The following is a 21,626-nucleotide window of genomic DNA, read 5'->3' on the forward strand; positions in this document are numbered from 1 at the left end:
CGAGCGGAATGTCGGCGAGGAAAGCGGCCGTCCTCACCGCCGTCGGCGTGCTCGCCGTCGTGGCCGTCGTCGCGGCCGGCTTCGTCACGCCCACCCGCCCCTGGGCCGAGGAGACCGGCTCCCCCACCGTCGAGACCGCCGACCAGGCCCCACCCGCCCCGGTCGACTCCCCCCGCGCCGGCTCCGACTACGGCGTCGAGACGACGACCGACGACTGCCCGGCCACCGCGGACGGCGGCCGGTGCGTCGTCGAGCCCGAATGCTGGTCGGGCATGGTCGTCATCGTCGGCCAGGTGACGATCGAACGTCAGCCCTGCGAGGACCTCCACCGCTGGGAGACCTTCGCGGTCGCGCCACTCCCCGGCGACGCGCTGACCTCCAACCAGAAGACCCTCGCCGCCCACCCCGCGGTGCAAAAGCTCTGCCGCGCCGACGTCATGCTGGCCACCCGGCGCGCGAACGCGCCGAAGATCCCGGCCGCCGAGTGGAGCGTCGACGTCCTCCCCCCGAGCGAGGCCGCGTTCGCGGACGGGTCCCGGGTCTACCGCTGCGTGGCCGCGGTGATCAGCCCCGACACCGACGGCAGCACCGGGTCGGCGTTCACCGGCTGAGTGCCCGCAGCGCCGAGTCGAGCGTCGTGAACACGACGTCGGGGCCACCGCCCTCCCACGAGGGCACCGGGTCGGCCTGCCCGGGCGCCGGCTCGTACAGCCACCAGAGGTTGCCCCACGGGTCGGCCAAGCGCGCCAGCGTCGTCTCGCCGTAGAACGGGGTCGGTTCCGTGATCGTCGTGGCCCCGCGCGCACCGGCCCGATCGAGCACGGTCCGCGCCGAGGTCACCCACACCTGCAGCAGCCCCGGCCGCGACGGCCACCCGTCCAGCCGGTCGGCCAGCATGAGGTCGACGGTCCCCAGCCGCACCTGCGCGTGGATCAGCTGTCCGGTGGGCGTCGGCGTCCGGGCCGCCACGGTCTCGGCGGCACCGAACACCTCCGTCACGAACGTGACGAACCCCGCGGCGTCGTCCACGATCACGAACGGGTTGAGCACGGCGCCCTGGAACGGGACCGCATCAGTGGCAACGAGAATGTCCATGCCCCGAGCGTCCCCGCCGTTCCGGTCAGTTCCTGGCCGTTATCACCACCGGTGTCCGGGACGAGCCGACGACTCCGACGTCCCCCGCGAACGCACCGACCCGAGGAGGACCCGATGAAGTACCTGATCCTGATGTACGGCACGCAGCGCGAGTACGACCTGATGGCCGGCGCGGGCCCGGACGACTTCGCGCTGATGCACGCGTTCATGGAGCAGTTCAGCAAGGACCTCGTGGAGTCCGGCGAGTTCGTCGACACGCGCGGGCTCGACGCTCCGGTCCACACCCGCCGGGTCAGCCAGAAGGACGGCGTGCCGGTCGTCACCGACGGTCCGTACGCCGAGACGCAGGAGGTGCTGGCCGGCTACTGGGTCGTCGACTGCGAGAGCTTCGACCGGGCCACCCGGATCGCGGGCCGGCTGGCCGGCTGCCCGAGCCCCAACGACGTCTTCGCCGACGCCTACTGCGACGTCCGTCCGATCCTCGACCACGCGCCGGAGCCGGAACTCTGACCGGCGAACCGGCACTCGAGGACCTGCTGCGCTCGTTGGCGCCGCAGGTCCTCGCGGCGGTCGTGCGCCGGTACGGGCACTTCGACGCGGCCGAGGACGCCACCCAGGAGGCGCTGCTCGCCGCCGCGCTCCAGTGGCCGGACGCGGGCCGGCCGGACGACCCGAAAGCCTGGCTGATCCGGGTCGCGGCCCGCCGGCTCACCGACATCCTGCGCAGTGAACAGGCGCGCCGGGCCCGCGAGGCGCGTGCCCTGCCCGACGATCCCGGGGAGGCCCGCGGCGCCGACGACACGCTCATCCTGCTGTTCCTGGCCTGCCATCCGTCGCTGCCGGTCGCGTCGCAGATCGCGTTGACGTTGCGTGCCGTCGGTGGCCTGACCACGGCGGAGATCGCCCGCGCGTTCCTGGTGCCCGAGGCGACGATGACGCGGCGCATCACCCGCGCCAAGCAGCGCATCAAGGACAGCGGTGTGCCGTTCGCGCTCCCCGCCGACCAGCGGTCCCGGCTCCCGGCGGTGCTGCACGTCCTCTATCTGGTCTTCACCGAGGGGTACGCGGTCACCGCCGGTCCGGCGCTGCACCGGGTGGAGCTCACCGCGGAGGCGATCCGCCTCACCCGCCTGCTGCACCGGGCGCGGCCGGACGACGCCGAGGTCGCCGGTCTGCTCGCGCTCATGCTGCTGACCGACGCGCGGCGCCCGGCGCGCACGGCGCCGGACGGTTCGCTGGTGCCGATGTCCGAGCAGAACCGCCTGCGCTGGGACGCCGAGCGCGTGGCCGAGGGCGTCGCGTTGCTGGAGTCCGCGCTCCCGCGGGGCCCGGTCGGCCCGTACCAGGTGCAGGCCGCGATCGCGGCGCTGCACGACGAGGCGCCGAGCGCGGAGGAGACCGACTGGCCGCAGATCCTCGCGCTCTACGAGGTGCTGCTGGAGATGGCCGACAACCCGGTCGTGGCGCTGAACCACGCGGTCGCGGTGGCGATGGTGCGCGGGCCCGAGGCCGGTCTGCGCCTGGTCGGCCGGCTGGTCGACGACGGACGGCTGGCCGCGGACCATCGGGTGGCCGCCGTGCGCGCGCACCTGCTGGAGCGCGCCGGCGACCTCGACGCGGCCCGCGCGGCCTACGAGGAGGCGGCGGCACGCACCGCGAGCGTTCCGTCGCAGCGTTACCTGCGCGCCCAGGCCGCCCGGCTGTCCGGTCGCCCGGGCCGGCTCCGACCTCCGGGGTGAATCGACCCACCCGGAGGGAATCATGACCCGTCTCGCGGCCTTCGTCGCCGGTCCGCTGTTCGTCGTCGCCTGGGCCGTTCAGGCGTTCACCCGCGACGGGTTCGACCCGGGGCGGCACCCGGTGAGCCTGCTCGCGCTCGGCGACCTCGGCTGGGTGCAGATCGCGAACTTCGTGCTCACCGGTGGGTTGCTCGTGCTCGCGGGCGTCGGGTCGCGCCCGCGCCGGGGCGGGGCCCTGATCGCCGGCTTCGGCGTCGGCATGATCGTGGCCGGGGTGTTCGTGACCGACGCGGGTGCGGGCTTCCCGGCGGGCGCGCCGGCCGGCGCCCCGGAGCGCCTGTCCTGGCACGGGATCATGCACGAGCTCGGGTTCGTACTGGCGTCGGTGTGCTGGACCGCGGCGTGCGTCGTCCACCTGGTGCGGTTCCTGCGCCGCCACCGGTGGACGGCCGCCGCGGCGACGGCCGCGACGCTCCTCGCCGTCCTGACGCTGGCCGCCTGGCCCGACCCGGACGGCCTCCCCGTCCGCCTGATCGTCGCGACCGCCGTCCAGCTCGCGTTCGTGACCGCGCTCGCCGCCCACGGGCCCGGCGTACGCGCGGGGCGCGTCGGGTACCGGGTTACCGGCCGGTCGGGTCGAGAAGCGCGGCGGTAGCGGGCTGGTGCAGGTGGCGGGCCCAGTCCAGCGGGGTCGCGTCGAACCGACGGTCGCGGATGGTCGGGTCCGCTCCCAGCGCGAGCAGCCGTCGGGTGAGCTCCACCTCGCCGGTTCCCGCCGCGTGGTGCAGCGCGGTCTGCCACTCCTGCTCGACCGGCGCGTCGGCGCGGCCCAGCGCGTTGACGTCGAAGCCGAGCGCGACCAGGCGCTCGACGGCGTCGGGCGCGGCCGCCGCCGCCCAGACGACGAGGCCGGGCCGTTCCCGGACGGCCCGCGCCACCACGTCGGCGGGCGCGGGGGCCGGCGCGCCCCCGAACACCGCCGCGATCAGGTCGGCGACCGGATCCGGCGCGGGCGCGACCGCACCGGCGGCCAGCAGGTACTCCACGATCTCGGTGTTGCCGCACAGCCGCGCGAGCTCGACCGGGGTCCGCCCGTCGCCCGCGGCCCAGGCCGGCCCGTCGCCCGCGTACGGGGAGCGGACGTCGACGCCGTGCTCGGCCAGCAACCGCACCCGGTCACGCAGGTCGTGCTCGACCGCCCAGCGCAGCTGGACGCGCAACTCGTGGGTGTCCGCGAGGCCGTAGGAGAACAACAGCTCCAGGTGCTCGTTCGACGCGCCGAACATGCAGTTGTAGAGCGTCTGGGCGTCGTCGGGGTCGGCGCCCGCCTCGAGCAGCAGCCGGGCCAGCTCACGCCACCGCGGATGGCGCGGCTGGTGCTGTTCGCCGCTCCCGAACACGCCGGTGAGCGCGGTGAACGTGTTGGGCTCGAGCACGAAGCCGCAGCCCGGGTCGGCGCCGGCGGACAGCAGCGCCCGTGCGGTCGCCACCGCGTCGCCCCCGGGCACCCGGGAGTAGGCGAGGTAGAGCAGCGGCTCCCAGCCGAACGGCCCACCGGCCGTGCGGGCCAGCGCCGGTTCCGCGTCGAGCATCGCCGACACCTCGGCGGCCCGGCCGGCGGCCGCGGCGGCCCACACGTGCCCGCGCGTCAGCTCCGGCTCGTCGGCCAGCAGACGCGCGGCCGCACCCCACCGCCGCGGCTCGTCGTCCCCGGTGTACGTCAGGCACGCGAGCCGGCAGAACTCGTCAGCCGTCTCCACCCCGCCGACGATAGCGAAATCAGTTCGCCGCGAGCAGTTCCAACGTGTCGATCACCCGGTTGGAGAAGCCCCACTCGTTGTCGTACCAGGCCACGACCTTGACGTGCCGTCCGTCGACCCGGGTGAGGGCCGAGTCGAAGATGGACGACGCCGGGTTACCGGTGATGTCGGAGGAGACCAGCGCGTCCTCCGAGTACTCGAGGACACCGGCCAGCGGGCCGTCGGCCGCCGCGCGGTACGCCGCGAGCACGTCGTCGCGGGTGACGTCCCGGCTGACGAACGTGTTCAGCTCGACGATCGACCCCACCGGCACCGGCACGCGGATCGAGTCGCCGGACAGCTTGCCGTCCAGGTTCGGCAGCACCAGGCCGATGGCCTTGGCCGCGCCGGTCGTCGTCGGGACGATGTTGATCCCGGCGGCGCGGGCCCGGCGCGGGTCGCGGTGCGGGCCGTCCTGCAGGTTCTGCTCCTGCGTGTAGGCGTGCACGGTGGTCATGAAGCCGTGCTCGATGCCGGCCAGGTCGTCGAGCACCTTGGCCAGCGGCGCGAGCGCGTTCGTCGTGCACGAGGCGTTGGAGACGATCGTGTGCGCGGCCGGGTCGTAGGCGTCGGTGTTCACGCCGTAGGCCAGCGTGACGTCGGCACCGTCGGAGGGCGCGCCGACCAGCACCCTGCGCGCGCCGGCGTCCAGATGGGCCCGGGCGGCCTTCGCCGAGGTGAACCGGCCGGTCGCCTCGAGCACGATGTCGACGCCGAGCGACGCCCAGGGCAGGTTCGCCGGGTTCCGCTCGGCCAGCACGGTGATGCGCCGGCCGTCGACGACGAGTTCGTCGCCCTCGGCCGAGACCGGGCGGCCGAGGCGGCCCGCCGTCGAGTCGAACGCGAGCAGCCGGGCCAGCGCGGCCGGTTCGGTGAGGTCGTTGACGGCGACGACGTCGAGTTTGGTGTCGCGCTCCAGCATCGCGCGGAGCACGTTGCGACCGATGCGGCCGAAGCCGTTGATGGCGATCCGAGTCATGACCTCAGCGTCGCCCGCCCCGGCGGCGCCCGGCAGTGGCGTGAGCGCCATGGTTCGAAAGGATCGCGCCACGACGGGAGCGTCCGTCAGGAAAGCGCATGGCCGGGTCGCAGTACGGCAAGGCGCAGGTCCACTACGACCTCACGTCCGACGAGTACTCGGCGGTCCACGACCGGTTCGTCCGGGGCCACCGGGTGGTGGACCTCCGCGGGTATCTCGTCGGCACCGAGGACCGGTACGCGGTCGTCTACGAGCCGGATGCCAGCACGGTCCGCTGGTGGAGCCACCCGCGGCTCGACCCGGACGGGCTCGAGGCCACGAAGGCCGACCACCTGGCCGAGGGCAGGCGCCCGGTGCTGTTCACCGGCTACGCCAGCTCCGCCGGGCGCAGCTTCGCCGGGGTCTGGGACGACGTGCCCGGCCCGCAGCGCTCGCTCCACTACGACCAGCCGATCGACGCGTTCCGCACCCACGAGGCCCGCGCGCGCCGCCGGGAGAAGCGGGTCGTCGACCTGTCGGCCTACCGCCACGTCGTGCCCACCGAACGGTCGTTGTTCAGCACGATCTGGGACGACGACGACGGCCGCACCGACTGGATGCTGACCGGCCCGTCCGACTCACCCCGGGCGCAGGCGGAGTTCGACCGGCACTCGGCGGCCGGCTGGAGCGTCGTGCGCTCCAGCGGCTGGTCCGGCCCGGACGGCGTCCGCTACGTCACGCTGTGGGAACGGGTGGCGAGCACGTTCGTCGCGGTGCACGGCTGGGACCGGCCCGCGCTCGAACGCGACCTGGCCGCGCACCAGGCCGACGGGCTGCGCCCGGAACAGCTCGGTCCGTACCCGGTCGACTCGCCCCCGGTGGCGCGCTACACCCCGATCTGGCGCCGACGCGACGCCGACGTCGTCGTCCCGGCGCTGGTGGCCGAGTTCGCCCGCGGGTACGGCCTGCCCGCGGTCTCGCTCGCGATCGCCCGCGGCGACCAGGTGATCTACACGCACGGCCACGGCGAGCTCGTGCAGCCGGAAGGCCCCGGGCTCGGCTCCGACCTGGTCGTCCCCGGCGTCGGCACGATCCCCGAACCCGTGATCACGCCTGCGCGGCCCGTCGACCCGGACGGGACCCTCTTCCGGATCGCGAGCGTCTCCAAGACGATCACCGCGGCGGCCGTGCTGCGGCTGGTCGAGCGCGGCACGATCGGCCTCGACGACCAGCCGTTCGCCGCCCGGGGCGCGCTGGCCGCGTTCGCGCCCACGCCGGCCGACTCCCGGCTCCGCGACATCCGCGTGCGCCACCTGCTGCAGCACGGCGCCGGTGGCTGGCCCAACGACGGCGACGATCCGATGTGGTCACACCGGGAGCTCTCCACCGACGACCTGGTGCGCACGGTGCTCGCGGAGACCCCGCTCGACACCGATCCCGGCACCGCCTACGCGTACTCGAACTTCGGCTACTGCCTGCTCGGGCGCCTGATCGAAGCGGTGACCGGCCGCACCTACGCGCAGCACGTCCGCGAGGACCTGCTCCGGGCCTGCGGCGTCACCGGCATGCTCACCGCCCGCGACGCGCCCCCGAACGGCGACATCATCCGCTGCTACCCGGCCCCCGGCGACGAGGACCCGTACCGGATCCGGATCGACCGGATGGACGCCCACGGCGGCTGGCTGGCCACCGCCGTGGACGTGCTCCGCTTCGCGGTGCGCGTCGACGGTTCCGGTCCCGACGTGCTGGACCCCTCGTCGGTCGCTTTCATGACGACGCCGAGCGGGCTGGCCGGGAACAGCGGGTACGGTGCCGGCTGGACGACCTCCGACGACGACGACGCCGAGCCCGGGGTCGGGTTCCACTCCGGTGTGCTCCCCGGCGCCACCGGCCTCCTGCAGCGCGCGCCGGACGGTCTGACCGCTGTGGTCCTGACCAACACGAACGTGCGCCACGACACGCCGGACCGGACCACCGACACGCTTGCCGGGCTGTTCCGGCTGCTGGCCCGGATCCGCGGCCAGGTCGACTACTGGTGACTCACTCGCCCCGGGAGAACGTCCGGCGGTACTCGGTCGGCGTGGTGCCGAGGATGCGCTGGAAATGCCGGCGGAGGTTCGTGCCGGTGCCGAGCCCGACGTCGGCGGCGATCCGCTCGACGCTGCGCTCGGACCGTTCGAGCAGTTCCCGGGCCCGGTCGATGCGTGCACGCATGACCCACTGCATCGGCGTGTAGCCGGTGTCCTCGACGAACCGGCGGGAGAACGTGCGGGCCGACACCGCCGCGTGTCTCGCGAGCGTGGCCAGCGTGAGCGGTTCACCGAGGTGGTGCAGTGCCCACTCGCGGGTCGCGGCGAACTGTTCGCCGAGCGGTTCCGGCACGCTGCGTGGCACGTACTGTGCCTGACCGCCGCTGCGGTAGGGCGCCGCGACCAGCCGCCGGGCCGCGTGGTTGGAGGCCGCCACGCCCAGGTCGCCGCGCAGCACGTGCAGGCACAGGTCGAGGCCGGACGCCGCGCCGGCCGAGGTGAGCACGCTCCGCTCGTCGACGAACAGCACGTTCTCGTCGACGCGGATCCGCGCGTACTTCGCGGCCAGCGCGCGCGTGTAGTGCCAGTGGGTGGTCGCCCGCCGTCCGTCGAGCAGCCCGGTGGCGGCCAGCGCGAACGCGCCGGTGGAGATCGCGGCCAGCCGGGCCCCCCGCTCGTGCGCCCCGACCAACGCGTCGACGACCGCGCGCGGCGGCTCCTCCCGGTCCGGGAACCGGTAGCCGGGCACGAACACGATGTCGGCCCAGCCGAGCGCGTCCAGCCCGTCGGCGACGTGGTACGACAGGCCGTCACCCCCGGCCACCAGCCCCGGTTCGACGCCGCACACCCGCACCTCGTACGGCATGCTCGCCCTGGTCGTGAACACCTGCGCCGGTATCCCGACGTCCATCGGCTTGGCTCCGTCGAGCACGAGCACCGCGACGCGATGCAACCGACCCTCCCCCACCCACCCACTCTAAGCCGCACCCCGTCCGCCGACCGGTCCGGGCGTGGCTCGATCGGTGCCGGTCAGGGGTGGAGGTCCCACCAGCGGGGCGCGTCGTCGTCCGGGGTGTCCGGGCTGGTGAAGTGGAACGGGACGTCGAGGCTCCGGGCGACGGCGTGGCCCTGCTCGGTCGCCCGGCGCGCCTCCGGCCACGGTGGGGCGTGCCCGTTGAACAGGCGGAGATCGCCACCGCCCCGCACCAAGGTCAACGGCTCCTCGTCGAAGCGGTCGTGGTGGCGGCCGGGCCGCTCCACGATCGCGACGAGGACGACGAACCAGCCGTGGGTGTCGCCGTCCCACCGTCCCTCCACGGCGACGATCGGCGCGGTGATCGCGGCGGCCCGATCGATCAGCTCGGTCGTCGTCGTCGGCGGCGGCGGCTCGGCGTGGAGGAGGTTCTGTCGCTCCAGTTCGGCGTGCCGCTCGGCCGGCGGGTCCTGCTCACCAGAGGCGTTCATCCCGCGATCATGGTCGACGGCTCAGAGCTGGTGGAGGGTGGGCTTGCCGCCGCCGACGACGACCGGGGGGCCGTCGGGGAAGGTGGTCTTCTGGTCGGTGGGGGCGCCGGGTGTCGTGCCGTCGGCCGGTGGGAGAGCGGGCGCCGCTCCGAGTGCGACGACCAGCCCGGTCGTGACGACGAGTGCTTTGATCACGATGGATCCTCCGTTCGGTGAGGCGGACCCGATCAGTTTCGGAGGATCCGGCCGATCGGGCATCGGTCACAACACCGAGGAAGGCCCCGCGGCCGGTCATTACGATCCGACCGTGGACGTGGACGGTGTGGTCCGGGTGGTGGAGGAGCTGGTCGCGCGGCCGTTCACCGAGGAGCCGGCGCACACCGGCGACTGGTTGGAGGGGCTGCCCCAGAGCGGCGCCGAGGCGCACTTCGCGCCGCTCGCGGTGTCCCCGAGCCTGTACGAGACCGCCGCGGACGACGACGGGACGATCGGTGACCTGTGGTGGGAGGCCTATCGGGGCTTCGAGGAGCGCCGGCACGACGTCGGTGCGGCGCTGGCCTCGCGGTGGGGGCCGTCGCAGCCGTACTCGTTCCACGCCGAGCACGAGCGGGTGCTCGCCGGCGACGAGGAGGTCTCGTCACTCCACTACGACCTCGCGATGTTCACCGGCGGCGACGAGTTCCCCGCCTGGCGGCGCGACGGCCGGCTCGTCGGGCTGCTCCTCGGCCAGATGGACAAGGAGTTCCCGATCGTGCTGACCGTCGCCGTCCTCGCCGCGGAGGCGGCCGGCGGATAGCGGGCGGAAATCGGCTTTCGCCGGGCGGGGTCGTCGGGAACGATCCGGTGCGGAGCGGGACCCCGCGAGCCGATCCAGGGAGGCATCGTCAGGTGAACACGCCGGACCGCTCGGGCGTCGGCACCGGAAAACGCCGCCGCCCGGTGCCCGCGATCGGCGAGGTCGTGGCGCCCGCCCGCCTGGGCGGGTCGTTCCGGTGGCTGCTGGCGTCGTCCTGGACGACGAATCTCGGTGACGGCGTCGCCGCCGCGGCCGGCCCCCTGCTGGTGGCCTCGCTGACCGACAGTCCGGTGCTGATCGCGGCGGCCGCGTTGCTGCGCTGGGCGCCACCGCTGGTGTTCGGCCTCTACGCCGGGGTGCTGTCCGACCGGTACGACCGGCGCCGGATCGTCGTGCTCGCCGACGGCAGCCGCGCGGTGGTTCTCGCCGTGCTGGTCGTGGCGCTCGCCACCGGCCGGCTCGACTCGACGGGCGCCCTGCTCGCCCTGGGGCTGCTGGCCACCGCCGAGGTCTTCGCCGACAACACCACCGCGACGCTGACGCCGATGGTGGTGTCCGCCGACGATCTGGTGCTGGCCAACGCCCGCCTGCAGGTCGGGTTCGTGACGCTCAACCAGCTCGCCGGTCCGCCGCTCGGCGCGGCGCTGTTCGTGGCCGGGCAGGTCTGGCCGTTCGTCACCCAGGCGGTGCTGGTCGCCGCGGGGGTGCTGCTGATCCGCCGGATCCGCCCGGTCGCGCACGTGGCCCCGCCGACGAGCAACGTCCGGCGGGAGATCAGCGAGGGCATCGCGTGGACCGTGCGGCACGCGGCCGTCCGCACGCTGGCCCTCACGATCCTGATCTTCAACGTGACGTTCGGCGCGGCCTGGTCGGTGCTGGTGCTCTACGCCCAGGACCGGCTCGGACTCGGCGCGATCGGGTTCGGCCTGATCACCGCGGTGTCGGCGGCCGGCGGGATGCTCGGCACCGGGCTCTACGGCGTGATCACCGCGCGGGTCAGCCTCGGCAACGTGATGCGCGTCGGCCTGGTCGTCGAGACGTTCACCCACCTCGGGCTGGCCGCCACGACGTCCGCCCTGGTGGCGTTGCCGATCTTCTTCGTCTTCGGCGCGCACGCCTTCATCTGGGGCACCACCTCGACCACCGTGCGCCAGCGCGCCGTCCCCGCCCACCTGCAGGGGCGGGTCGGCAGCGTCTACACGATCGGTCTCTACGGCGGCCTGGTCGTGGGGGCGGCCGTGGGTGGGGTGCTCGCCGGCCGGTTCGGCGTGACCGCGCCGTTCTGGTTCGCGTTCGCCGGCTCAGCGGTGTTCCTGGCCCTGCTCTGGCCCTCGCTGACCCGGATCGCCCACGCCGAGCCCACCGCGGCCGCGTGACCCGGCCGCGAGCACCTGGTCGGTGACCACGGCCAGCGGCTGGGTGGCGTCGATGATCGTCGCGCCGAGCCGGCGGTAGGTCGACTCCGCCGTGACGTTGTCGCGCAGCGCGGCGGCCAGCTCCTCCGGGTGCGCGCCGAACGAGTTCGTGGTGCGGTTCGCGAGCCGGGACCGCAGCGTCGGCGTGTCGACGACGAGACAGACCACGACGTCGAACAGGTCCAGGACCTCGTCCTCGTTCTCGACCGAGCCGCAGAGGTACACGGTCCGGTCCGTGGCGCGCGCGGCCAGCGCGACGACCCGGTCACGGTCGATGATCCAGCCGAAGCGGTTCAGCCAGCCCGGTGGCACCGGATCCGGCGGGTCACTGACGCGTGCTCCGCTGACCCGGTCCACCCAGTGGTGGTAGCCCTCCATGTCGGCGTCGATCGCGTCGTGCCCGCGCCGCTTGAGCAGGCCGGCGACCGACGACTTCCCCGCGCCGGAATTTCCCGTCACCCAGACCAGGGTCATGCCCGGAAGCCTGGCACGACGAAAGTGACGTGCACGCACTTTTTCGCGACGCGCGTCGTCCGGTTAATGGGTTTTTGCGTGGTTAGTATCGCCGGGTCTTTTTCGGACCTACGGGGGTACTGATGCTCGGTCGAAGATGGGGAACGGCGTTCGCGGCGTTCGGGATACTCGCAGTTCTGTTCACGACGGCGGAGCCGGGAGCCGCGACGGTGCGCTCGATCGACCCACCGAACGGCCAGTTCACGATCGACGTCCACTCGGTTCACGGCAACGGGTGCCCGCCCGGCACCGCGAAGGTGGTCCGCGCCGGGGACCGAACGGCCTTCACCGTGACGTACAGCAATTACACGGCGCAGAACGGCGGCGGGATCGCGATCTCGCAGCGGCGCGCGGCCTGCACGATCGCGGTCGACGTCGGCGTGCCGCACGGCTTCACGTTCGGCATCACCCGGACGACGTTCCGCGGATTCGCCGACCTCGCCGAGGGCGCCACCGGACGCCTGGACACCCAGTACTGGTTCGTCGGCATGGACGTGACCGGCAAGATCAGGCGCGACTTCACCGGCGAACTCCAGGACAACTGGCAGGCCACCGACGAGGTGCCGCTGCCGGAGGTGATGTGGATGCCGTGCCGCCCGGGCGGTGTCCCGCTGAACATCGAGTCCTCGCTGACCGTCAACGCCGGGCGGATCAATCCGGGCACCACCAGCCTGATGACGATGGACGCCACCGACAGTGAGGTCACCACGATCTACAACATCGCCTGGCGTGAGTGCTGACGCCATGCGCGGACGATTCCTTCTGCTCGCTCCCGTCCTGGCCGGCGCCCTCGCCGCCCCTCCCGCCGCCACCGCCGCCGAACCACCGGACGGGCAGTTCAGCGTCCAGTCGATAAACGGCAGCGGCTGCCGGGCGGCCACCACGCAGGTCAGGCTGCGCGACCTGAGCCGGGTCGACGTCAGTTTCACGGCGCTGCAGGCCCAGCAGGGCCGCGGTGTGCCCGCCTCCAGCCGGCGCTCGGCGTGCACCGTGTCGCTGCGCGCGCCGGCGGTGCGCGGTTACACGTTCGGGGTCGACAATGTGCTGCTCCGCGGCCGGGCGACGCTCCCGGCCGGCACGAGCGCCACCGCGACCGCCAGCTCGTGGTTCGTCGGCTCTCCCCGCACCGTGCACGCCGAGCGGGAGATCCCCGGAGTGTTCGACGCGATCTGGGATCTGCGCGCCGTGGTCCGTCCCGGATCGGTGTCCTGGATGCCGTGCGGGACGAACACCCCGGTGAATTTGCGGGTCGACGTGCGTGTCGACGCCCGCCCCGGCGGCGTCGGCCGGATCAGCCTGGACGCGGGCACCAACGAACCGTCGGCGTCCTACCGCTTCGCCTGGAAACGCTGCTAGTGGGGTGCGCCCGGGGCGACTCGCCCCGGGCGCTCTCCGGCAGAATCGTTCCCCGTGCCCACGACCACCGCGGACGTCATCGTCGTCGGAGCCGGGCCGACCGGTCTGCTGCTCGCCGCCGAGCTCGGTCTGGCCGGTGTCCGGCCGGTGGTGCTCGAGCGGCACCCCGAGCCGCGTAACGTCGCCAAAGCCGGTGGCCTCGGCGGCCAGATCCTCAAGCTGCTGCGCCACCGCGGGTTGCTCGATCGGCTCCGCACGGTCGCCGACGACCCGGATCCGGCGCCGCGGTTCCCGTTCGGCGGCGTGCACGTCGACCTCACCGCGCTCCCCGACGCGCCGATGCACGCGGTCGGGGTGCCGCAGGCCCGGCTCGAGCGCCTGCTCGAGGACCGCGCCCGCGAACTCGGCGCCGACCTCCGCCGTGGCCACGAGATGCGTGCGCTGACCCAGGACGCCGAGACCGTGACCGTGGAGACGCGCGGCGGTGAGCGGCTCACCGCCCGCTGGGTCGTCGGCTGCGACGGGCCCCGCAGCCCGGTCCGCACGTTGGCCGGCATCGACTTCCCCGGCACCACGTATCCCGAGGTCAACCGGCTGGCCCGCGTCACGGTACCGGGCCGGCCCGACGGCGACCTCGACGTCGACGGCGTCGGCCGGCTGGGCGTCGGGTTCACGCGGACCGCCGGCGGTGTGTTCGGCTACGGCGGCATCACCGACGGCGTGCTGTTCGCGAGCACGGTGGAGGAGGAACCCGTCGAGTACGACGACGACCAGCCGATGACGCTGGCCGAGTTCCGCGACAGCGTCCGGCGTGTGCTCGGGGTGGAACTGCCGATGGGGACGCCGCTGCGGCTGTCGCGCTGGCAGTTCCAGGACCGGCGGGCCGAGCGGTACCGCGACCGGCGGGTGTTCCTGGCCGGCGACGCGGCGCACCTGCTGCCGGCCACCGGCGCGGCGCTCAACCTCGGCCTGCTCGACGCGGTGAACCTCGCCTGGAAGCTCGCGGCCGAGGTGCACGGGTGGGCGCCCGGCGGGTTGCTCGACACGTACGAGAGCGAACGGGGGTACGCGGCGGCGCGGGCGCTGCGTCAGACCCGGGCGCAGGTGGCGCTGCGTCGCGGGACGGACCCGGCCGCCGAGGCCCTGCGCGAGGTCGTCCAGGACCTTCTGGCCGACGCCGGAGCGGCGCGCCGCCTGGGCGCGATGATCGCGGGCGCGGACGTCCGCTACCCGGGAGTGGGCACGCACGCCCTGACCGGTACGTTCGCGCCCGATCTGGGCGCGGACCTGAGCCGGGCCCGCCCGGTGCTCCTCGACCTGGCCGACCGCGCCGACCTCCGGGCCGCCGCCGAGCCCTGGACGGATCGGGTCGACGTCCGCACGCTCGTGGCCGCCGACCGCCCGGCCGACGCCGTCCTGATCCGCCCCGACGCCCACGTCGCCTGGGCCGGCACCGACGCGGTGGAACTGGTCCGAGCGCTCACGGTCTGGTTCGGCTGACGCCGACCACCTACGGCGTCGCGGCCGAGCGGTCGTCCCACCGGTGGGCGTTCGGGCACGCCCGGTTCACCGGCTCCGACGGCAGCACGCACCCGCCGAGCACGTACTCGCCGCGCTCGGCGGCCTCGAACCCCTCTTTCGACGGCAGTCCGAACAGGATCGGCCGCCCCTCTTCACCGCACACCGGGCACGTCGAGTTCATCCGTCGACCGTAGCTAGGCCTCCAAGGCCTCGTAGAGGGCACGGACGGCGGGCAGGCGCGGTACCGCGTCGCTGCCGACCGCCGCGAACGACTGCAGGAGGTAGCCGACCAGCCGATCGGCGGCCACGCCCAGCGCCGGTGAACCCGATCGGGTCACCCCGGCGGTCGCCATCATGATCAGCGGCAGGTCGTGCGGGGAGAAGTCCGCGCGCAGCACTCCGTCGGCCTTGGCCCGCCGGACCAGCCGCACGAACTCCCGGAACCCCCGTTGCCGCTCCTCCTCCAGCGCCGCGACACCCGGGAACTGTCTATTCGGAAGAGGTCTTCCAGTTAAGGGGAGAGTCATGGAGATCGGCATCGCGTCCCTGTCCGACCGGCAGCACCCGGTCACCGAGGCCGCCCGGATCGCGCAGATCATCGAGCTCGGTGTCCGCGCCGACGAACTCGGCCTCGACGTCGTCGGGGTCGGTGAGCACCACAGCCCCGACTTCGCCGTCTCGTCGCCGGTCCCGGTGTTGGCGGCGATCGCCGCGCGCACCAGGAACATCCGGCTGACCAGCGGCGTCACCGTGTTGAGCGTCCACGACCCGGTCCGGGTCCAGCAGGACTTCGCCACGCTGGACCTGATCAGCGGTGGCCGCGCCGAGATCACCGTCGGGCGCAGCGCCTACCCGGAGCCGTTCGCGCTCTTCGGGGTCGACATCCGCCGGTACGACGAGGTGTTCGCCGAGAAACTCGACCTGCTCCTGCGGCTCCGCGACGAGACGCCGGTCGACTGGCGGGGCGAGCACCGCCCGCCCCTGACGGGTGCGGTCGTGGTGCCCCGCCCGGCCCGGGCCCCGCTCCCGGTCTGGATCGGCGCCGGCGGCACCCCGGCCAGCGCCGCACGCGCCGGGGCGCTCGGCCTGCCGCTGATCCTCGGCTACCTCGGCGGCGACCCCACCCACCTGCGCCGTCTCGTCGACCTCTACCGGGCCGCCGGGGCCGCGCACGAGCACCGCCTCCGGGTCGGCGTCGCCGCGCACTACTTCGGCGCCGCGTCCGCGCGCGAAGCCGCCGACACCTACCGCCACTACCACGACTTCCTCCGCCCCAAGTCGCCCGGCGGAGGCGGGTACGTCGTCAGCAGAAGCGATTTCGACGCCGGACGCGGCCCGCGCGGCGCGTTGATGATCGGCACGTCGGAGCAGGTCACCGAGAAGCTGGCGCAGCTGCACGAGGTGGTCGGCTACGACCGCCTGTCGCTGCTGGTGGACTGGGGCGGCTTACCGGACGGGCTGGTCCAGGCCTCGCTGGACCGCCTCGGTACGGAGATCGCGCCCTCGCTCCGCGCCGAGAGGGCGAAGCTCACCTCGACCATCGTCTCGGTCGAGTCGAGCGACTGACCGGTGAGCTCCTCGAACCGCCGCAACCGGTAACGCGCCGTGGTCACGTGCACCGGGATCACCCGGGCCGCGCGGGGAACGTTGCGGTCCTCGGCGAGGTACGCCGCCACCGCCTCGAGGATCAGCTCACCGAACGGACCCTGCGCGGCCACCGGCTCCAGGTAGCGCGCCCGGAGCATCCCGTTGACCTCGCCGGCGTGGGCGGCGGCCGCGCGCCAGCTCAGGTCCTCGAGCGTGTGCGCTCCGGTGAGCCCGCGGTGAGCACGGTGTGCGCCGACCGGAACGACCGGGCGAGCTCCGGCAGCGGCACGGAGGGCCCCGGCGCGATCAGCACGTCGTCGCCCACCGCCTCCGGCCGGAACGGCAGCGCGGACGCACTGCGCGCCGATCGCCGCCGGCACGCTCACCCCGGGGTGCCGCGCGGCCTGGCGCTGGAGTTCACGCAGGTGCCCGGCGACGTCGCCCAGACCGTCTTCGACGCGAGCCTCGCGGTGAGCGGCTTCAACCACGTCTGCCTGGAGGTGGAGAGCGTCGACGCCCCGTGACCGGGTGCGTCAGCGCACGGTGACGACCGCGACCGGGAACTTCCGGTCGGTCTTGGTCTCGTAGTCGGCGGCGTCCGGCCAGTACTCGCGCCAGGTGCCGTACAGCGTCTCCCAGTCGTCGCTGCCCGGACGGACCACGCGGACGTCGGCCTCGACGGTGTCGGCGCCGAGCTCGATCGTCGCCGGCCCGTCGAGGGCCTCCAGGTTCGCGACCCACTGCGGGTCCTCGGGTGCGCCACCCGCGCTGCCGCAGACGATGTAGGAGCCCTCGAACGGGGCCGCCACCAGCGGGTTGACGAAGTTCTTCCCGGACTTGCGGCCGGGGGTGTGCAGGAGCAGAACCGTCTTGCCTTCCCAGTGGCCGCCGAGCACACCGTCGTTCGCCCGGAAGTTCTCGATCACCGTGTCATTGAACGAAGCCATGGCACCCACGCTAGTGGACACTTCAACCTCCTCGGCGGTAACCCGGGGTTCGCTGGTCACCGGCCGCAGATGATCCGCCGTCGCGAGGTCAGCATCCCGGCACGCCAGTGAGAAAGTCGGTCGCGCGTGGTGGCCACGGGCCCGTACCGTCCCGAGCGCCGGAGACCGGAACGCGCGGAGGAGATCGACATGGGCCGCACCGAGAAGTTCGAGACGTCCTTTTGAGCCGAGCAGCAAGCGCCGCCGGGGGTTCCCTCTAGCGAGACCCACGTCAAACGCGGCAACCGGGTCGTCGGTCTCGACACCGAACTCGTCGAGAAGCTCGGCGGCAAGGACCCCTGCCCGTGCGGCTCCGGACGGCGGTTCCGTCGCTGCTGCCGCCCGGGCGGGCGCTACGACGACACCAACGGCCACTACTACGTCCGCCCCTGACCGCCCCGTCCCAGGGGCGAACCCGGCGGCGAGCGGAGCACCCGATGGGCGAAGATCGGGGCGTGGTCAGGCTTCGTGTCACGGTGCTCGGGGGGTTCCGGGTGTCGCGCGGCGCCGACGAGGTGCCGGTGGCCGGCGTCCGGCTGCGGAGCCTGTTGGTCCGGCTGGCGCTGGCCGGTGGCCGCGCGGTCGAGCCGGCCACGCTGATCGATACGATCTGGGCCGAGGAACCGCCGTCCGGCGCCGCCGCCGCGCTGCAGAACCTCGTGTCCCGGTTGCGGCGGGCGCTCGGCGCGCCGATCACGCAGACGCCGGCCGGGTACCTCCTGGCCGTCGACGAGACCGATGTGGACGCGTTGTGCTTCGAGCTGCTCACCGCCACCGGGCGGGCCCACCTGCGGGCCGGCGACGCCGGAGCCGCCCACGCCGCGCTCGCCGAGGCCGTCGCGCTCTGGGGTGACCGGCCGGGCGCCGAACCGGCGGTGGTCGCCGCGGCCGCGCCCGCGGTGGCGACCCGGCTGGCGCGCCTCTCGGTCGACGCGGTCGCCGACCTGGCCGACGCCGAGATCACGCTGGGCCGCCCGGAGGAGGCCGTCGCCCGGCTCACCGGGCTGCTGACCGAGCGACCGGCCCACGAGCAGGCCGCCGCGCTGCTGATCGACGCGCTCGCCGCCCAGGGCCGCCAGGCCGAGGCGCTGACCGTCTACGAACAGCTGCGCACCCACCTGGCCGACGCGCTGGGCGCCGACCCGGGCACGGCACTGCGTGACCGCCACGCCCGCCTGTTGGACGGCCGCAGCCACCGGCCGCACCGGACCCTGCCCGCGTCGACGACCAGCTTCATCGGCCGCGACGACGACCTCGCCCGCATCGGTGACCTGCTCGGCCGGGGGCGGCTGGTCACCGTGCTCGGGCCCGGCGGCGCCGGCAAGACCCGGCTCGCGCTGGAGGCCGCCCGCCGCCGCGCCGACGCTGTCCGGTTCGTCGACCTCTCAGTGGTGACCCAGCCGGGGATGACCCAGCCGACGATGACCCAGCCGGCGGAGATCGCGGCGGCCGTGCTCACCGGGCTCGGGCTGCGCGTCGGCCGGATGCGTTCCGCCGACGACGAGCTGGACGCGCTCGTCGGCGAGCTCGGCGCACCCGGGACGCTACTGCTCGTCGACAACTGCGAGCACGTGATCGACGCGGCGGCGCACCTGGTGGCCGCGCTGCTGGCCCGCTGCCCCGACCTGCGCGTGCTGGCCACCAGCCGCGAGCCGCTCACCGCCGACGGGGAGGCGCTCGTGCCGCTCGGCCCGCTCGCGCTGCCGGCCCCGGACGACGACGTGGCGGCGGCGACGGCCACGGCCGCGGTGCGGCTGTTCACCGAGCGGGCCGCGGCGGTGCGCCCCGGTTTCGCGGTCGACGAGGTGACGCGCCCCGACGTCGTGCGCGTGGTGCGCGCGCTGGACGGGCTCCCGCTGGCCCTCGAACTGGCCGCCGCCCGCCTGCGCACCGTCTCGCTGCCCGACCTGGCCGCCGGGCTGTCCGACCGGTTCGGCCTGCTCGCCACCGGCAGCCGCACCGCGCCGGCCCGGCACCGCACGCTGAGCGCGGTCATCGCGTGGAGCTGGGACCTGCTCGACGAGCCCGAGCGCACCGCCGCCGAACGGATCTCGGTCCTGCCCGGCGGGGTCACGCCGGCCTCGGCCGCGGCCGTCGGCGCCGGGGCCGCGCTCCTGCCCGCGCTCGTCGACCGGTCGCTGGTGCAGCTGGTCCCGGAGACCGGGCGTTACCGCATGCTCGAGACCATCCGCGAGTACGGCACCGCACGCCTGCGTGCCGCCGGGGAGTACGACGCGGTCGCCGGTCGCGCCGCCGCGTACGTCACCGCGTTGATGGCCCACCAGGACCCGCTGCTGCGCGGCCCGGACCAGGCGGCGGCCCTGCGGCTGGTCGGCGCCGAGTACGGCAACACGCTCGCCGCCCTGCGTCACCGGTGCGTGGCCGGCGACGCCGACGGCGCGATCGACCTCGCGCTCCACCTCACCTGGTACTGGCAGATGTCCGGCCGGCACTCCGACGCCGTCCACTGGCTGGGCGAGGCGCTGGCGGTGCCCGGCGGCGCGCCGGGCCCCGGACGCGACCGCGCGCGGGCCGTGTACCTGTTCAACCGGGCCGACGTCCACTCCGGCTCCACCGCGGCCGACCGGGCCGAGATGCGCGCGCTGGCCGGTCGGCTGTCGAGCGACCCGGACCTGCCCGGGCACTACCGGGTGATCGGCCCGATCATGCTTTTCCTGCACGACGAGCCGGCCGCGCTCGCGAGTTTCCGGCACCTGGCCGACGGCGACGACGAGTGGACGGCCGGCCTGGCCCACCTGTTCCTGGCCGAGCTGGCCGAGAACGCGGGCGCGCTCGACGAGATGCTCGGGCACGTCGAGGCGTCGCTGGAGCGCTTCCGCCGCTGCGGCGACCGCTGGTCGCGCGCCGCGGTGCTGCTGCTGCGGGCCCGGGTCCGGCGCTACGACGACCTCGACGGCGCGCTCGACGACGTCCGCGAAGCCCGCGACCTGGCCGACGAGTTCGGTGGGCTCAGCGTCGGCGACCGGCTCCGGCGCGATCTGCTCTGGAGCGACCTGTACCGGCGCCGGGGCGACACCGCCCGCGCGGCGGCGCTGATCCGCGCGGCCGGGGAACACGCACCGGCGGAGATCCAGGTGCTGCTCGACGCGTGCGAAGCCGTCCTGCTCCTGGAGTCCGGGGACCTCGGCCGGGCCGGTGCGCTCCTCGCCGAGCACCCGGTGCGCACCGACACGACGCGGGCGCTGGTGCTGAACGCGCGCGCGTCGCTCGGCCTGGCACGCGACGACCCGGCCGCGGCCGACCGCGCGGTGCGTTCCGCGTACGCGGCCGCGCTGGCCACCGGGGAGCGGCCGATCCTGGCGTCGGTGACGGTGACCGCGGCCGAGCTCGCCGCGCGACGCGGGCAGCGGCACGAGTCGGCCGTGCTGCTCGGCGTCGCCGCCCGGCTGCGTGGCACGCACGACCGCACCGACCCGCGGGTCCGCGCGCTCACCCGTGACGGCGAGGCGGCGCTCGGCGACCGGCGGTTCGCGGCGGCGTACGCCGAGGGCTGGGAGCTTGACGCCGACGCGGCCCTGGTTCGGGTGCGTGAAGTCCCGCGCCGGGTCTAACGCGCCAGGAACTCGCGTGCGCCGCGGAGGCGTGTCCGTAGACGCGCCTGGGTGCGGGTGCTGTCCAGGCGCACGTCGAGCGGACCGCTCCCCTGCCGCGCGGCCGGGAGCGCCGCCTCGTCGAGGCCGTCGCGTCGCGCGATCAGCACCCCGAGTTCGTGCCGGCTGAGCGCGTCGGCGCCGGCCACGTGCGCGATGCCGACGTACGTCGAGGCGGCGAGTTCGAGCAGCGCCGCCGCCAGGTCGGTGACGTGCACGGGGCACCGGATCGTGTCGGTGTACAGGCCGCCGCTCGCCGTGCCACCGGCCAGCGCGTGCACGAACTTCTCGTGTCCCGAGTCGCCGTCGCCGAGGATCAGTGAGGTGCGCGCGACGACGGCGTCGGCGAGCAGGCCGTTGATCGCGGTCTCGGCCGCGGCCTTGGCCGCGCCGTACGGGGTGACCGGATCGGGGACGCAGGTCTCGTCGTAGGTGACGTCCCGGCCGGAGAACACCAGGTCGCTGGAGACGTGGACCAGCCGCGCCCCGGTGGCGGCCGCCGCGGCGGCGACGTGCATCGCGCCCTCCGCGGTCGTCACCCAGTCGGCCTGCACGTAGGCGGTGTTCACGATGACGTCGGGGCGCAGTTCCTCGACGAGCCGGCGCACCGCGGCGCGGTCGCGGACGTCGAGCCGGTGGCCCGGCCCGCCCGGACGGAAGTGCGTGGTGACGCTCCGGTGGGCCTGCCGGGCCACTTCGCGGCCGAGGAACCCGCTGCCGCCGACCACCAGAAGCTCCACACGGCCACACTAGGCA

23 protein-coding genes and 3 pseudogenes are annotated in these 21,626 nt (G+C 74.2%); 14 read left to right on the forward strand and 12 right to left on the reverse strand.

The window, feature by feature from the left end:
* Positions 1-611: pseudogene (locus ABD437_RS39055) on the forward strand (septum formation family protein); the annotation flags it as partial.
* Here ABD437_RS39055 and ABD437_RS39060 read toward each other — a convergent pair.
* The gene (locus ABD437_RS39060) at positions 601-1,095 is read right to left on the reverse strand and encodes a VOC family protein (protein ID WP_344654036.1); all 495 of its coding nucleotides are present in this window, start codon (positions 1,093-1,095) and stop codon (positions 601-603) included. The pseudogene ABD437_RS39055 and the gene ABD437_RS39060 overlap by 11 nt on opposite strands.
* A gap of 114 nt (positions 1,096-1,209) precedes the next feature.
* On the opposite strand from ABD437_RS39060, the gene ABD437_RS39065 reads away from it, so the two are divergent.
* The 3 genes from ABD437_RS39065 to ABD437_RS39075 are packed head-to-tail and all read left to right on the forward strand — an operon-like array spanning position 1,210 to position 3,489.
* Complete coding sequence (locus tag ABD437_RS39065) at positions 1,210-1,605, forward strand: YciI family protein (protein ID WP_344654037.1); 396 nt, start codon at positions 1,210-1,212, stop codon at positions 1,603-1,605.
* The gene (locus tag ABD437_RS39070; protein ID WP_344654066.1) at positions 1,602-2,834 is read left to right on the forward strand and encodes an RNA polymerase sigma factor; all 1,233 of its coding nucleotides are present in this window, start codon (positions 1,602-1,604) and stop codon (positions 2,832-2,834) included. The genes ABD437_RS39065 and ABD437_RS39070 overlap by 4 nt, the downstream gene beginning before the upstream one ends.
* Positions 2,835-2,856: 22 nt before the next feature.
* Positions 2,857-3,489 (forward strand): DUF998 domain-containing protein, encoded by a 633-nt coding sequence (locus ABD437_RS39075; protein WP_344654038.1) that lies wholly within the window; start codon positions 2,857-2,859, stop codon positions 3,487-3,489.
* Here ABD437_RS39075 and ABD437_RS39080 read toward each other — a convergent pair.
* Both ABD437_RS39080 and gap read right to left on the reverse strand, forming a co-directional pair.
* The gene (locus tag ABD437_RS39080; protein WP_344654039.1) at positions 3,455-4,594 is read right to left on the reverse strand and encodes an ankyrin repeat domain-containing protein; all 1,140 of its coding nucleotides are present in this window, start codon (positions 4,592-4,594) and stop codon (positions 3,455-3,457) included. The two genes, ABD437_RS39075 and ABD437_RS39080, sit on opposite strands and share 35 nt — an antisense overlap.
* Positions 4,595-4,613: 19 nt before the next feature.
* Complete coding sequence (gene gap, locus ABD437_RS39085) at positions 4,614-5,612, reverse strand: type I glyceraldehyde-3-phosphate dehydrogenase (RefSeq protein ID WP_344654040.1); 999 nt, start codon at positions 5,610-5,612, stop codon at positions 4,614-4,616.
* A 98-nt stretch (positions 5,613-5,710) separates the two neighbouring features.
* On the opposite strand from gap, the gene ABD437_RS39090 reads away from it, so the two are divergent.
* Positions 5,711-7,630: a serine hydrolase gene (locus ABD437_RS39090; protein WP_344654041.1), complete on the forward strand. Its 1,920-nt coding sequence runs from the start codon at positions 5,711-5,713 to the stop codon at positions 7,628-7,630.
* Between the two features lies 1 nt (position 7,631).
* On the opposite strand, the gene ABD437_RS39095 is transcribed toward ABD437_RS39090, so the two are convergent.
* From ABD437_RS39095 to ABD437_RS39105, 3 genes are all read right to left on the reverse strand, one after another.
* The gene (locus ABD437_RS39095) at positions 7,632-8,588 is read right to left on the reverse strand and encodes a GlxA family transcriptional regulator (RefSeq protein WP_344654042.1); all 957 of its coding nucleotides are present in this window, start codon (positions 8,586-8,588) and stop codon (positions 7,632-7,634) included.
* A gap of 62 nt (positions 8,589-8,650) precedes the next feature.
* A complete protein-coding gene (locus ABD437_RS39100) occupies positions 8,651-9,085 on the reverse strand; it encodes a hypothetical protein (protein ID WP_344654043.1) in 435 nt (144 codons plus the stop codon).
* A 21-nt stretch (positions 9,086-9,106) separates the two neighbouring features.
* Positions 9,107-9,280, reverse strand: coding sequence for a hypothetical protein (locus tag ABD437_RS39105; RefSeq protein WP_344654044.1), 174 nt, complete (start codon positions 9,278-9,280; stop codon positions 9,107-9,109).
* Positions 9,281-9,392: 112 nt separating this feature from the next.
* Between ABD437_RS39105 and ABD437_RS39110 the strand changes: the two genes are divergently transcribed.
* On the forward strand, positions 9,393-9,881 hold the full coding sequence (locus ABD437_RS39110; RefSeq protein ID WP_344654045.1) for a hypothetical protein: 489 nt from the start codon (positions 9,393-9,395) through the stop codon (positions 9,879-9,881).
* Between the two features lie 143 nt (positions 9,882-10,024).
* Positions 10,025-11,257, forward strand: coding sequence for an MFS transporter (locus ABD437_RS39115; RefSeq protein WP_344654067.1), 1,233 nt, complete (start codon positions 10,025-10,027; stop codon positions 11,255-11,257).
* On the opposite strand, the gene ABD437_RS39120 is transcribed toward ABD437_RS39115, so the two are convergent.
* Positions 11,183-11,770: a DEAD/DEAH box helicase family protein gene (locus ABD437_RS39120; protein ID WP_344654046.1), complete on the reverse strand. Its 588-nt coding sequence runs from the start codon at positions 11,768-11,770 to the stop codon at positions 11,183-11,185. The genes ABD437_RS39115 and ABD437_RS39120 overlap by 75 nt on opposite strands.
* Before the next feature lie 122 nt (positions 11,771-11,892).
* Here ABD437_RS39120 and ABD437_RS39125 point away from each other — a divergent pair, with 122 nt between their 5' ends.
* From ABD437_RS39125 to ABD437_RS39135, 3 genes are read left to right on the forward strand one after another with little or no spacing between them, the layout of a single operon-like run.
* Positions 11,893-12,549, forward strand: a complete 657-nt coding sequence (locus ABD437_RS39125) for a DUF4360 domain-containing protein (RefSeq protein ID WP_344654047.1) — start codon at positions 11,893-11,895, stop codon at positions 12,547-12,549.
* Positions 12,539-13,165: a DUF4360 domain-containing protein gene (locus tag ABD437_RS39130; protein ID WP_344654048.1), complete on the forward strand. Its 627-nt coding sequence runs from the start codon at positions 12,539-12,541 to the stop codon at positions 13,163-13,165. The genes ABD437_RS39125 and ABD437_RS39130 overlap by 11 nt, the downstream gene beginning before the upstream one ends.
* 54 nt (positions 13,166-13,219) lie before the next feature.
* Positions 13,220-14,665, forward strand: a complete 1,446-nt coding sequence (locus ABD437_RS39135) for an FAD-dependent monooxygenase (protein ID WP_344654049.1) — start codon at positions 13,220-13,222, stop codon at positions 14,663-14,665.
* Positions 14,666-14,675: 10 nt separating this feature from the next.
* Here the strand turns inward: ABD437_RS39135 and ABD437_RS39140 are convergent, their stop codons facing one another.
* Together ABD437_RS39140 and ABD437_RS39145 are read right to left on the reverse strand one after the other, a co-directional pair.
* Complete coding sequence (locus tag ABD437_RS39140) at positions 14,676-14,867, reverse strand: hypothetical protein (protein WP_344654050.1); 192 nt, start codon at positions 14,865-14,867, stop codon at positions 14,676-14,678.
* 13 nt (positions 14,868-14,880) lie between these two features.
* Positions 14,881-15,213, reverse strand: a complete 333-nt coding sequence (locus tag ABD437_RS39145) for a hypothetical protein (RefSeq protein ID WP_344654051.1) — start codon at positions 15,211-15,213, stop codon at positions 14,881-14,883.
* Here ABD437_RS39145 and ABD437_RS39150 point away from each other — a divergent pair.
* Positions 15,212-16,252, forward strand: coding sequence for an LLM class flavin-dependent oxidoreductase (locus tag ABD437_RS39150; protein ID WP_344654052.1), 1,041 nt, complete (start codon positions 15,212-15,214; stop codon positions 16,250-16,252). The genes ABD437_RS39145 and ABD437_RS39150 overlap by 2 nt on opposite strands.
* Before the next feature lie 8 nt (positions 16,253-16,260).
* On the opposite strand, the pseudogene ABD437_RS43200 reads toward ABD437_RS39150, so the two are convergent.
* Positions 16,261-16,431 (reverse strand): annotated as a pseudogene (locus ABD437_RS43200) (helix-turn-helix domain-containing protein); the annotation flags it as partial.
* A 78-nt stretch (positions 16,432-16,509) separates the two neighbouring features.
* Here ABD437_RS43200 and ABD437_RS39155 point away from each other — a divergent pair.
* A complete protein-coding gene (locus ABD437_RS39155; RefSeq protein WP_344654053.1) occupies positions 16,510-16,797 on the forward strand; it encodes a hypothetical protein in 288 nt (95 codons plus the stop codon).
* A 9-nt stretch (positions 16,798-16,806) separates the two neighbouring features.
* Here the strand turns inward: ABD437_RS39155 and ABD437_RS39160 are convergent, their stop codons facing one another.
* Complete coding sequence (locus ABD437_RS39160; RefSeq protein WP_344654054.1) at positions 16,807-17,220, reverse strand: nitroreductase/quinone reductase family protein; 414 nt, start codon at positions 17,218-17,220, stop codon at positions 16,807-16,809.
* Between the two features lie 354 nt (positions 17,221-17,574).
* Between ABD437_RS39160 and ABD437_RS39165 the strand changes: the two are divergent.
* Together ABD437_RS39165 and ABD437_RS39170 are read left to right on the forward strand one after the other, a co-directional pair.
* Positions 17,575-17,652 (forward strand): annotated as a pseudogene (locus ABD437_RS39165) (SEC-C metal-binding domain-containing protein); the annotation flags it as partial.
* A gap of 44 nt (positions 17,653-17,696) precedes the next feature.
* The gene (locus ABD437_RS39170; RefSeq protein WP_344654055.1) at positions 17,697-20,831 is read left to right on the forward strand and encodes an AfsR/SARP family transcriptional regulator; all 3,135 of its coding nucleotides are present in this window, start codon (positions 17,697-17,699) and stop codon (positions 20,829-20,831) included.
* On the opposite strand, the gene ABD437_RS39175 is transcribed toward ABD437_RS39170, so the two are convergent.
* The gene (locus ABD437_RS39175; RefSeq protein ID WP_344654056.1) at positions 20,828-21,610 is read right to left on the reverse strand and encodes an SDR family oxidoreductase; all 783 of its coding nucleotides are present in this window, start codon (positions 21,608-21,610) and stop codon (positions 20,828-20,830) included. The genes ABD437_RS39170 and ABD437_RS39175 overlap by 4 nt on opposite strands.
* Between the last annotated feature and the right edge of the window lie 16 nt (positions 21,611-21,626).

The sequence above is a fragment of the Cryptosporangium japonicum genome (genome assembly GCF_039524755.1).
GTDB classification, from domain to species: Bacteria; Actinomycetota; Actinomycetes; order Mycobacteriales; family Cryptosporangiaceae; genus Cryptosporangium; species Cryptosporangium japonicum.